The sequence below is a fragment of the Pseudomonas sp. 05N434 genome (genome assembly GCF_056396965.1).
On record NZ_JBFTMK010000135.1, the window covers coordinates 1 to 10,994 of the forward strand.

At 59.3% G+C, this 10,994-nt stretch carries 11 protein-coding genes and 1 pseudogene; 8 read left to right on the forward strand and 4 right to left on the reverse strand.

What is annotated here, in order from left to right:
- The coding region (locus AC1DLB_RS11245; protein WP_477785011.1) for an OprD family porin at positions 1-1,204 on the reverse strand (1,204 nt) is incomplete at its 3' end.
- A 245-nt stretch (positions 1,205-1,449) separates the two neighbouring features.
- Here AC1DLB_RS11245 and AC1DLB_RS11250 point away from each other — a divergent pair.
- Positions 1,450-1,869, forward strand: a pseudogene (locus tag AC1DLB_RS11250) (winged helix-turn-helix domain-containing protein); the annotation flags it as partial.
- Positions 1,862-3,250, forward strand: a complete 1,389-nt coding sequence (locus AC1DLB_RS11255) for a sensor histidine kinase (protein ID WP_111454854.1) — start codon at positions 1,862-1,864, stop codon at positions 3,248-3,250. The pseudogene AC1DLB_RS11250 and the gene AC1DLB_RS11255, both read left to right, overlap by 8 nt.
- A gap of 125 nt (positions 3,251-3,375) precedes the next feature.
- Here the strand turns inward: AC1DLB_RS11255 and AC1DLB_RS11260 are convergent, their stop codons facing one another.
- Both AC1DLB_RS11260 and ygfZ read right to left on the reverse strand, forming a co-directional pair.
- A complete protein-coding gene (locus AC1DLB_RS11260; protein ID WP_086944831.1) occupies positions 3,376-4,197 on the reverse strand; it encodes an HDOD domain-containing protein in 822 nt (273 codons plus the stop codon).
- Between the two features lie 35 nt (positions 4,198-4,232).
- Positions 4,233-5,174, reverse strand: a complete 942-nt coding sequence (ygfZ, locus tag AC1DLB_RS11265) for a CAF17-like 4Fe-4S cluster assembly/insertion protein YgfZ (protein WP_064619736.1) — start codon at positions 5,172-5,174, stop codon at positions 4,233-4,235.
- A gap of 148 nt (positions 5,175-5,322) precedes the next feature.
- Between ygfZ and AC1DLB_RS11270 the strand changes: the two genes are divergently transcribed.
- Both AC1DLB_RS11270 and AC1DLB_RS11275 read left to right on the forward strand, forming a co-directional pair.
- The gene (locus tag AC1DLB_RS11270; RefSeq protein ID WP_477743389.1) at positions 5,323-5,577 is read left to right on the forward strand and encodes an FAD assembly factor SdhE; all 255 of its coding nucleotides are present in this window, start codon (positions 5,323-5,325) and stop codon (positions 5,575-5,577) included.
- Positions 5,561-6,013 carry a protein YgfX gene (locus AC1DLB_RS11275; RefSeq protein ID WP_018926785.1) on the forward strand — a complete coding sequence of 151 codons (453 nt, stop codon included), beginning with the start codon at positions 5,561-5,563 and terminating at the stop codon, positions 6,011-6,013. Before AC1DLB_RS11270 ends, AC1DLB_RS11275 begins: the two co-directional genes overlap by 17 nt.
- Here AC1DLB_RS11275 and nadB read toward each other — a convergent pair.
- Complete coding sequence (nadB, locus tag AC1DLB_RS11280; protein WP_018926784.1) at positions 5,982-7,598, reverse strand: L-aspartate oxidase; 1,617 nt, start codon at positions 7,596-7,598, stop codon at positions 5,982-5,984. The two genes, AC1DLB_RS11275 and nadB, sit on opposite strands and share 32 nt — an antisense overlap.
- A 557-nt stretch (positions 7,599-8,155) precedes the next feature.
- Here nadB and rpoE point away from each other — a divergent pair.
- The 4 genes from rpoE to AC1DLB_RS11300 form a co-directional block, all read left to right on the forward strand.
- Positions 8,156-8,737: an RNA polymerase sigma factor RpoE/AlgU gene (gene rpoE, locus AC1DLB_RS11285; protein ID WP_477785012.1), complete on the forward strand. Its 582-nt coding sequence runs from the start codon at positions 8,156-8,158 to the stop codon at positions 8,735-8,737.
- Between the two features lie 30 nt (positions 8,738-8,767).
- Positions 8,768-9,355, forward strand: a complete 588-nt coding sequence (locus AC1DLB_RS11290) for a sigma-E factor negative regulatory protein (RefSeq protein ID WP_064619730.1) — start codon at positions 8,768-8,770, stop codon at positions 9,353-9,355.
- Positions 9,356-9,363: 8 nt separating this feature from the next.
- Positions 9,364-10,326: a MucB/RseB C-terminal domain-containing protein gene (locus tag AC1DLB_RS11295; RefSeq protein WP_477785013.1), complete on the forward strand. Its 963-nt coding sequence runs from the start codon at positions 9,364-9,366 to the stop codon at positions 10,324-10,326.
- Positions 10,327-10,572: 246 nt separating this feature from the next.
- Positions 10,573-10,994 (forward strand): trypsin-like peptidase domain-containing protein (locus AC1DLB_RS11300; protein ID WP_477785014.1); only part of this gene is annotated, 422 nt, incomplete at its 3' end.

The window sequence follows — 10,994 nt, forward strand, 5'->3', positions numbered from 1 at the left end:
GGCGTACGGCAACGTCCTTGAGGGCGCCGCTTTGTACGACGTATTTGATCTCGGTGTTGCGTTCCCACTCTTTGCCTTCATCACCGTTCTTGAGCTTGATGTTGTCGCCGCTCACGTAACGGCTCATGAAGCTCAGGCCGGGAACGCCGAGTTTGGCGAAATCATAGTCGTAACGTGCCTGCCAGGAGTGTTCTTCGGCGCCGGCAAAGTCATTGATCTGCACGAAGTTGACCAGGTACGGATCGCTGCCATCGACGTAGGGGAAGGCGCTGTCACCGGACATGCGCTGATAGCCGGCGCTGAGTTTATGCCCGCTCAAGGCGTAGCTCACCAGCCCGTTCAGGGATTTGTTGTCGATCTTGCCGCCACGGGCCGCGCCCTCATCGTCACTGATGGCAAACCGCAGGTCGGTACCGAAAGTGCCGGGGCCGAACGGTTGCGAAGCGACAACACCGAGGAAGTGCTGGTTGTAGACTTCGTCGAGTTGAGCGAAGTGGTAGCTGCCGGTGATCTTGTCGGTGAACTTGTAGTCCACGCCGCCAAAGTCAAAATGCTTGCCTGCCACGGTGCCGGCGAAGCGGCTGTTCTTGTTGTTGAGGGCGATGTCTTCGAAGTCGGTGCTGTCGCGGTCCTTGGCTTTCTCCAGACGCCCGCCGGTGAAGGTCAGGTTCTTGATCTCTTTGGAGGTCAGCATCCCGCCTTCAAAGGTCTGCGGCAGAATGCGACCGTCGTTGGGCTTGAGGATCGGCAGTTCCGGAATCAGGCTGCCGATTTTCAGCTCCGTGGCGGAGATCTTCACTTTGCCGGTCAGGCCGAGCTTGGAATACTCRTTCGCCGCGCGCCCGTCGTCATGGGTTGGCAGCAGGCCGGTACCGGTGCGGTCCGGACTCGAATCGAGTTTTACCCCCAGCATGCCCAGCGCATCGACACCAAACCCCACGGTGCCGTCGGTGTAACCCGATTGCAGATTGAGCATGAACCCCTGGGCCCATTCGTCCCGCTTGGATTGCTGGGCGCTGGTGCCATCGCGAAAGTCGCGGTTGAAATACATGTTGCGGGTTTCGAAGGTTGCCTTACTGTCTTCGAAGAAGGCAGCCTGGCTCAACGGCGAAAAGCCGGCGAGGGCGGCGGCGCTGACAAGGGCGGTGTGGTTGAGGCGGGAAAAACGAACAGGCGGGCGAGCCTGAAGCTGCATGGACAGCATGGTGACATACTCCGTTTATTATTCTTATTGGCGAAAACGCTTCGGGGCGTTTTTCGTATCGCTATGTGCTCTGACTACGGCAGTGAAAGCTGTCCGTAGCGGGACTCTAACCGGCCAACCTTTCGCTAACCTTTCAGCTGACTTTCACGGTTTTCGGGCTTCACAGCGACGGATGCGGCTGTAAACTCCGCGCCAAAGAATGGCGTCGACCATCCCTGAATGAGGTAAAGATCCATGCGTGTTCCAAGGATCGGGTCCATGGCCTGAACCTGGGGGCTGACGATTACCTGGCCAAACCTTTCGAACTGACCGAACTCGAAGCCCGGGTCAAAGCCTTGCTGCGCCGGAGTGTGCTCGGCGGTGAACGCCAGCAGCGCTGTGGCGTGCTGGCTTACGATCTGGACACCCGGCGCTTCACCCTCGGCGAAGAATTACTGACCCTGACCTCCCGCGAGCAGGCAGTGCTCGAAGCCCTGATCGCCCGTCCCGGCCGGGTGATGAGCAAGGAGCAATTGGCGGCTCAGGTCTTCGGCCTGGATGAGGAGGCCAGTCCCGATGCCATCGAGATCTACGTCCACCGCTTGCGCAAAAAACTCGACGGCCAACCGGTGGCCATCGTGACCTTCCGTGGCCTTGGCTATTTGCTGGAAAGCCGCGATGCATAAGCTCAGCAGCCTGCGTTGGCGGTTGCTGTGGAACCTCGCGCTGCTGCTGGTGGTGTTGATGCTCGCCAGTGGTTTGAGCGCGTACTGGAACGGTCGCGAAGCCGCCGACACCGCGTATGACCGGACCTTGCTGGCCTCGGCGCGGACCATCGCCGCCGGCCTGTCCCAGCGCGACGGCAGCCTCAGCGCCAACGTGCCTTACGTGGCCCTCGACACGTTTGCCTACGACAGCGCCGGGCGGATTTTTTACCTGGTCAACGACATCAATCAGAAGCTGATTTCGGGCTACGAAAACCTGCCGGCACCGCCGCCGGGAACACCGCGCACCGATGACTATCCGGCGCTGGCGCGTTTCTACAATGCCACTTATCAAGGGCAGAACGTGCGGGTGGTCAGCCTGCTCAAAGCGGTCAGCGAACCGAACATGAACGGCATGGCGGAGATCCGCGTGGCGGAAACCGATGAGGCGCGGGTCCGCATGGCGCGCAGCCTGATGGCCGACACCTTGTTGCGGCTGGGCATGCTGGCGATCGGTGCGTTGTTGCTGGTGTGGTTTGCGGTCAGTGCGGCGCTGCGTCCACTGGAGCGCTTGCGTACCGCGGTGGAAGAGCGTCAACCCGATGACTTGCGCCCCTTGCCGCTGGTGGAAGTGCAGCACGAGCTGGGGCCGCTGGTGCGTGCGCTCAATCACTTTACCGAGCGGTTGCGCGGGCAGTTCGAGCGCCAGGCGCAATTCATCGCCGATGCCGCCCATGAACTGCGCACGCCGCTGGCGGCGCTCAAGGCTCGCCTCGAACTGGGCTTGCGCTCGAACGAACCCGAAACCTGGCGCAGTACCCTGGAAGCCGCCGCCCAGAGCACGGATCGCCTGACCCACCTGGCCAATCAATTGCTCTCGCTGGCACGGGTCGAGAATGGCGCCCGGGCCATCGCCGAGGGCGGTGCGCAATTGCTCGACCTCAGTCAGTTGGCCCGTGAACTGGGCATGGCCATGGCGCCGCTGGCCCATGCACGTGGCGTGGCACTGGCGCTGGAAGCTGACGAGCCGGTGTGGATGCGTGGTGAGCCGACGCTGCTGAACGAGCTGTTGAGCAATCTGGTGGACAACGCACTGGCCCACACGCCACCGGGCGGCAATGTGATTCTGCGGGTCACGGCGCCGGCGGTGCTGGAGGTCGAGGACGATGGTCCGGGAATTCCCCTTGAAGAGCGGGAACGGGTGTTCGAGCGCTTTTACCGGCGCAATCAGCAGGTGGCTGGGTCGGGATTGGGGCTGGCGATTGTCGGCGAGATCTGCCGCGCCCATCTGGCGCAGATCAGCCTGCACGATGGCGAGTTTGCGGGGCTGAAAGTGCGGGTAAGTTTTATTGCGGGGGAGTGAACACACTCATACCTGCGCAGAGAGGCTTGTTGTGACGAGGGAGCTTGCTCCCGTTGGGCTGCGAAGCGGCCCCAAGAAGGGACTGCTGCGCAGTCCAACGGGAGCAAGCTCCCTCGCCACAGAAATCAGTAAAACATCGACCGCGACTCTTCCAGATCCTTGCACATCGCTTCGTTCTCCGGATCGATCCCCAGCTTCTCGAAGGCAGGCACACTGACCGGGTCGATGCGAGCCAGAGGATGGTCGGTGTCCTTGTGGCAATACAGGCTGGCCACTTGCACCAGATCGACATAGTCGACCCGCGCCGATTGCCGCTTGAAATCCAGATACAGCCCCGGCAATTGCACCAGCATTTCCGGAAAATCCCAGACCCTGAGCAATTTATCGCCGAGCAGCGGATGGATGCGTTCGATCACATGGTTGAGGCTGACCGGGTCTGACAGCAATTCATAGTGATCTTCGGCGTAGGTCAGGATCGGCAGCACGCCAATCTGATGCACCAGCCCGCCGAGCGCCGCTTGATCAGGCTTGAGTTGTGTGTAGCTGCGGCACAACGCATAGCTGACGCCGGCGATTTCCAGGCTTTTGCGCCAGACCTCGCGCATTTTCTGTTCCACCACTTCGGAACGGGCATTGAAAATCTGTTCCATCACCAGGCCGATGGCCAGGTTGCTGCTGTAATTGACGCCCAGCCGGGTGATGGCCGTGTGCAAGTCAGTCACTTCCTGGGTCGCGCGCAGCAACGGGCTATTGACCACTTTGATCAGGCGCGCCGACAGCGCGGTGTCACGGCCGATCACTTTGCTCAGGGTGCTGACACTGATTTCCGGGTCTTCGGCGGCCTTGCGAATCTGCAGGGCCACTTCCGGTAATGTTGGCAGAACCAGGTCATCATTATCGATGGCCTCAACCAAATCCTGTTGGACCTTATCCGCCAGCTCACTCATTTCTTTTCTCTAGGGTATTGCGACAAGTGCTGCTGTTAACGCTGGATTTCGCGATCACGATCCAGTTGGTAAGGCAGGTCGAGCAAATGCAGGCCCGGACCTTCGAGTGCGCCAAGGTGCAGGTTGCCATCTTCTGCAGCTTCGGCTTGCAGCACGGCCAGGAGTTCAATGTTTTGCTCGGTGCGAGCAGCGATCACCACTTCACCGATCGAACTGCCGTGAGTCGGGGAGAACAGTGGCGTGCCGGGTTCAGGCAGTTCACTACCTTCCAGTTGCAAGCGATACAGACGACGCTTGAGTTTGCCCAGGTATTGCATGCGCGCAACGATTTCCTGGCCAGTGTAGCAACCCTTCTTGAAGCTCACGCCGCCGACGGCTTGCAGATTGAGCATCTGCGGTATGAACAGCTCGCGGGTGCTTGGCATGACCTGGCCGATCCCAGCGCGGATCTGGCCCAGCAGCCATTGATTCAGTTCGCCTTCGGCCAGCAGGGCGGACAGCTTGCCCTTGATGGTGTCGGCTTGATCGGCGTTCACCCAGAGTTCAGCGCGCTCAGGCGAGACGCGAAGGGCGATCAGGCCGTCATTGCGCACGACGCTGTCGGTGTCGACCGGTAGCGCCAGGCCCAGGCTGGCCAGTGCCGCATCGCCATGCTCAAGGCCAAAACGAACCCAGCCGGCACTTTCGTCGGTCAGTTTCGATTTGGAGAACACCGCGTACTTTTTCAGGTCCGCCAATTGCGGCTCCAGCAGCTCGCTGGCCATCGCCATGAGCACACCGTCGCCTTCCAGCAGAATGCGGAAACTCGACTGCATCCGGCCTTTCTGCGTGCAACGCGCGCCAAGGCTGGCCTGGGTTTCGCTCAGGTAATTGAGGTTGCAAGTCAATTGGCCTTGCAGGAATTTGCTGGCATCCGAGCCGCGTACCGCGAGAACGCCTTCGTGAGACAGGGTGCAGAAAAAAGCAGAATCGGCCATGGGTCATCGCAGGGTAAAGAGTCTGAGGGACATCATAAGGGGGCGCCCTTGAAATGGGTAGTTCACAAAGGATCGTCAGTGCCGACCAAAGCCGACTGTTCGGCTCGCCTCGGGGCTGTATACTTGCGGCCTATTTGAGGAGCGCTCCATGGTCGATAACGTTGAACTGAACCGCCTCTTTTGGCACAGCCGTCGCGGCATGCTGGAGCTTGACGTGCTTCTGGTGCCGTTCGTGAAAGAGGTTTACGCGAATCTGAACGAGTTAGATCGCGCGCTGTATGTCCGCCTGCTGGAGTGCGAGGATCAGGACATGTTCGGCTGGTTCATGGAACGCGCCGAATCGGAAGATCCGGAGCTGCAGCGCATGGTTCGCATGATCCTGGATCGTGTCCAGCCCAAGTAACGCGTTCGAATGCCGCTGGCATGCCTCACGGCAGTTGCTGGCGGCCTATCTTCTCGCCCAGCTGTTCGCGTTGGGTTCGCTGTTTCTTCTCTCGATACCGCTCTGGGCCAACCTGCTCGGCGTAGCGTTGTGCGTGGCTCACAGCATGCGGGTATTGCCGCGACAGATTCTGCTGACACACCCACAGGCTTTTCGCGGCTTGCGTCGCGATGCCGATGGCTGGCAGTTGTGGAGTCAGGCAGAGGGCTGGCAACCGGTGCAGCTAAAACCGGATAGCTTGGCGCTGCCGTTGGTTGTGGTGCTGCGCTTTCGCCTGCGGGGCGAGCGAGGTGTCAGGGCGATATGCGTGCCGCGGGATTCGCAGGCGGCGGATGTGCACCGACGCCTGCGGGTTCGGCTCAAGTTCAGTCGGCGTAGGTGGGCGGCACCAGAATAGTGTCCAGGGCGACCGGCAGCAGGTTCGGGTAGTCGAGGGTGTAATGCAGGCCGCGACTTTCCTTGCGTTCCATGGCCGACCGGATCATCAGGTCTGCTACCTGAGCCAGGTTCCTCAGCTCGATCAGGTCTCGGCTCACTTTATAGTTGCTGTAGAACTCGTCGATTTCGTCCAGCAATAACTGCACTCGGTGCTGGGCTCGTTGCAGGCGCTTGTTGGTGCGCACGATGCCCACATAGTCCCACATGAATCGCCGCAGTTCGTCCCAGTTGTGCGCGATGATCACGTCTTCGTCGGAGTCGGTGACCTGGCTGGCATCCCAGACGGGCAGGGCGGTCGGAATCGACACCTCTGGCAACTGCTCAAGAATGTCCGTCGCCGCCGAACGGGCATAAACGAAACATTCCAGCAGCGAGTTGCTGGCCATGCGGTTGGCGCCATGCAGGCCGGTGAAGCTGGTTTCACCAATCGCATACAGGCCCGGCACGTCGGTGCGGCCCCGCTGATCGACCATCACGCCGCCGCAGGTGTAGTGCGCCGCCGGCACCACCGGAATCGGTTGTTTGGTGATGTCGATCGAGAATTCCAGGCAGCGTTCATAGACCGTCGGGAAGTGCGTCTTGATGAAGTCTTCAGGCTTGTGGCTGATGTCCAGGTAAACGCAGTCGATGCCCAGGCGCTTCATCTCATGGTCGATGGCGCGGGCGACGATGTCCCGTGGTGCCAGTTCGGCCCGTGGATCGAAGCGCTGCATGAAGCGTTCGCCGTTAGGCAGCTTCAAGTGTCCGCCTTCGCCGCGCAGGGCTTCGGTTATCAGGAAACTCTTGGCTTGCGGGTGATAAAGGCAGGTCGGGTGGAACTGGTTGAACTCCAGGTTCGCCACCCGGCAGCCCGAACGCCAGGCCATGGCGATGCCATCACCGCAGGCGCCATCAGGGTTGCTGGTATAGAGGTAGACCTTCGCCGCGCCGCCCGACGCAAGGATCACGAAGCGCGCACCGTAAGTGTCGACTTCACCCGTGCTGCGGTTGAGGACGTAGGCGCCGAGGCAGCGGTCGCCTTCAAGGCCCAGGCGCTTTTCGGTGATCAGATCGATCGCGACCCGCTGTTCCAGCAGCTCGATGTTGGGCCGCTGTATGGCCTGGTCGAGCAGGGTTCTGAAGATCGCCGCACCTGTCGCATCGGCGGCGTGGATGATGCGTCGATGGCTGTGACCGCCTTCGCGGGTCAGGTGAAACTCGAAACCGCCGTCTTCGGTGCCGGACTGTTCGTCACGGGTAAAGGGTACGCCTTGGTCGATCAGCCATTGAATCGCTTCTCTGCTGTGCTCGACGGTAAAGCGCACGGCGTCTTCATGGCACAGGCCACCCCCGGCGTTGAGGGTATCGTCGACGTGGGACTCGACAGTATCGGTGTCATCCAGGACGGCGGCGACACCGCCCTGGGCCCAGAAGGTCGAGCCATTGGCGAGGTCGCCTTTGCTCAATACGGCGATGCGCAAATGACCGGGCAAGGTCAGCGCAAGACTCAAGCCGGCAGCACCGCTGCCAATTACCAGAACATCGTGTTGAAACTGTTGGCTCATTTCAGGATTCCGCTCAAAGCGACCCGGGTCGGGGGTGGCGCAAGACAGCTGGATCGGCGAGTCAGGACAGCCACACAGCCCACTAGTATATAGAGGGGGGGAGCGGCACAATAGCCGGGCCCACATGGCATTGTGAAACTACTGTGACGGAAAAGACTGGACTCTTCGTCGGAAGTTTTTTTGACTGTGTTGGCGACAAGGCGACTGTATCGTGGATTTAACAGTCTTTTTCGTTTCACGGTTGCACAATGTTGGTTTCAGGCGGCTATAAATATGGAACTTTTGCCAAAGGCTCAAGATCAATAGACGGTTGCCTGGAACAAGGGACAGTGTCGGTTTCGGTGCGGGACTTGCGGTTAGGTCCCTGCTGACGAATCCGATGACAAGATTATTCGCGCAGCCTGGRTTTCCCGCGCTGCGCTTTTCGTGCGTGCCAAATCAGAGCCCGCAGGAAACTTGCTTGGAGGGGGAGAACTTTTGCGAAAAGCCCGAGTCTATGTTTGCAAGTCTGGTCGTTCAGTAATGCAAGCCTCCTTCGAGCTTATCGAGGAGTGTTCATGCTAACCCAGGAAGAGGATCAGCAGCTGGTCGAGCGCGTTCAACGCGGCGACAAGCGAGCTTTCGATCTGCTAGTGCTGAAATACCAGCACAAAATTCTCGGGTTGATCGTGCGTTTCGTGCACGACACCCATGAAGCCCAGGATGTCGCACAGGAAGCCTTTATCAAGGCATACCGTGCACTTGGTAATTTTCGCGGAGATAGCGCGTTTTATACGTGGCTTTACCGTATCGCCATCAACACGGCGAAAAACTATCTGGTTTCACGCGGCCRTCGGCCGCCGGATAGCGATGTCAGTTCCGAGGATGCAGAGTTCTACGATGGCGATCATGGCCTCAAGGATCTCGAGTCGCCAGAACGTGCATTGCTGCGGGATGAGATCGAAGGCACCGTCCATCGAACCATTCAGCAACTGCCAGAAGATTTGCGTACGGCTTTAACTTTACGTGAATTCGATGGTCTGAGTTACGAGGACATTGCCAGCGTCATGCAGTGTCCGGTGGGTACCGTGCGCTCCCGGATCTTCCGCGCCCGGGAGGCCATCGATAAAGCCCTGCAGCCGTTGTTGCAGGAAAACTGAGACAGCGGCGACAGCCAAGAGAGGAACGCCATGAGTCGTGAAGCCCTGCAGGAATCGCTGTCCGCAGTGATGGATAACGAAGCGGACGAACTGGAATTGCGTCGGGTGTTGAATGCCTTCGACGATGTTGAAACCCGCGAAACCTGGGCTCGTTACCAGATCGCTCGGGCAGTCATGCACAAGGACCTGCTGCTCCCTCGTCTGGACATCGCTGCGGCAGTTTCTGCTGCGCTGGCTGACGAAGCCGTACCGGCAAAAGCCTCTCGTGGCCCATGGCGCAGCCTGGGTCGTCTGGCAGTCGCTGCTTCGGTGACCATTGCCGTGCTGGCAGGTGTACGTCTGTACAACCAGGACGAGATCGCAGGTGTCGAACTGGCTCAGCATTCTAATCAGCCAAGTCTGACCACTCCTCAGGTCAAGGGTCCCGCTGTATTGGCAGGCTACAATGAGAGTTCGGACGCCACTGGCCCTATGGCCAACGGTGTATTGCAAGGTCAGCCAGGCTGGCACGATCAGCGTCTGCCAGGTTACTTGCGCCAACATGCTCAACAGGCTGCACTGAAAGGTACTGAGAGCGCTCTGCCTTACGCTCGTGCAGCAAGCCTGGAAAACCGTTAAGGAGGATCATGCGCGCCATACCTCTACTTACGCTTCTGCTCAGTGGCTGGTTTATTGTTCCAGCCCATGCCGATGAAGCCCAGGACTGGCTGAAGCGTCTGGGACAGGCGGAGCAAACGCAGAGCTTTCACGGTACTTTCGTCTACGAGCGTAACGGTAGTTTTTCTACCCATAACATCTGGCATCGCGTCCAGGATGGCAAAGTCCAAGAGCGTTTACTTCAGCTCGACGGTTCGGCCCAGGAAGTCGTGCGCATTGATGGGCATACTCAATGCGTCAGCGGCACCCTGATGGCAGGGCTGGGGGACTCACCCAACTCCGCTGCTCGTGCACTCGATCCACAAAAGCTAAAGAATTGGTATGACCTTGCCGTCATCGGCAAGTCGCGCGTGGCCGGGCGTTCGGCGGTGATCGTCTCGTTGACACCTCGCGATCAGCACCGCTATGGTTTTGAACTGCATCTGGACAAGGAAACAGGCTTGCCGTTGAAGTCATTGTTGCTCAATGACAAAGGGCAACTGCTGGAACGGTTCCAGTTCACCCGGCTGGATACTGCCGAGGTGCCTTCCGACAGCGATTTGCAGGCAGGTTCCGAGTGCAAGCCCATTAACCTGGACAGTGACAAGGCGTCCGCCGTCAAGACTGCGCAGGTCTGGCATTCTGACTGGTTGCCGCCAGGTTTCGAACTGACCAGCAGTAACTCTCACAAGGATCCGGATACCAAAGTCCAGGTCAACAGTCTGATGTTCGACGACGGTCTGGCCCGATTCTSGGTGTTCCTTGAGCCATTGAATGGGGCAACAGTCACCGACACCCGTACCCAGCTGGGGCCAACAGTCGCTGTGTCCCGTCGCTTGACCACTCCGCAAGGCGAAATAATGGTGACCGTGGTCGGTGAAATACCGATTGGTACCGCCGAACGGATTGCGCTGTCCATGCGCAACGATGCCGCGGCTACCAACAAGCAGTGAGCTGATCAGTCATGCTCATCAATCGGGGCTGTAGGGTGCGGGAGGTTGGCAATGGCTGCCCCGTCGTTGAGGCCTCGAAATGTTTTGCCGAGCATTTTCATTTGCAAATATCCCGAAAATTTTTTATAGGTCAGAGCCCCTCGGCTCTGGCCTTGTTTGTTGTTCCCGGAACAAAAATACCGGCGTATCGTTTCCGGTGTTCCTTGCTCCATATCGCTTAACCATGCTCGTCGTAACGGGAGCCGTATGTCGATACCACGCTTGAAGTCTTATCTCTCCATTTTTGCCACCGTGCTGGTGCTCGGTCAGGCGGTCACTGCGCAAGCGGCCGACTTGCCTGACTTCACGCAACTGGTCGAGCAGGCCTCGCCCGCGGTGGTGAATATCAGTACTACCCAGAAGTTGCCGGAACGCAAAGTGTCCAGCGAGCAAATGCCTGATCTTGAAGGCTTGCCGCCGATGCTGCGCGAGTTCTTTGAGCGTGGTATGCCGCAGCAGCCACGCTCACCTCGTGGCGATCGCCAGCGCGAAGCRCAGTCCCTGGGATCGGGTTTCATCATTTCGCCTGACGGCTACATCCTGACAAACAACCATGTGATCGCCGATGCCGACGAGATTCTCGTGCGCCTCGCCGATCGCAGTGAGTTGAAAGCCAAGCTGATCGGTAC

Coding starts and splice junctions, on each gene's coding strand:
- AC1DLB_RS11290 (WP_064619730.1), top strand. CDS start 8,768: ATGAGTCGTGAAGCCCTGCAGGAATCGCTGTCCGCAGTGATGGATAAC.
- AC1DLB_RS11255 (WP_111454854.1), top strand. CDS start 1,862: ATGCATAAGCTCAGCAGCCTGCGTTGGCGGTTGCTGTGGAACCTCGCG.
- AC1DLB_RS11260 (WP_086944831.1), bottom strand. CDS start 4,197: ATGAGTGAGCTGGCGGATAAGGTCCAACAGGATTTGGTTGAGGCCATC.
- ygfZ (WP_064619736.1), bottom strand. CDS start 5,174: ATGGCCGATTCTGCTTTTTTCTGCACCCTGTCTCACGAAGGCGTTCTC.
- AC1DLB_RS11270 (WP_477743389.1), top strand. CDS start 5,323: ATGGTCGATAACGTTGAACTGAACCGCCTCTTTTGGCACAGCCGTCGC.
- nadB (WP_018926784.1), bottom strand. CDS start 7,598: ATGAGCCAACAGTTTCAACACGATGTTCTGGTAATTGGCAGCGGTGCT.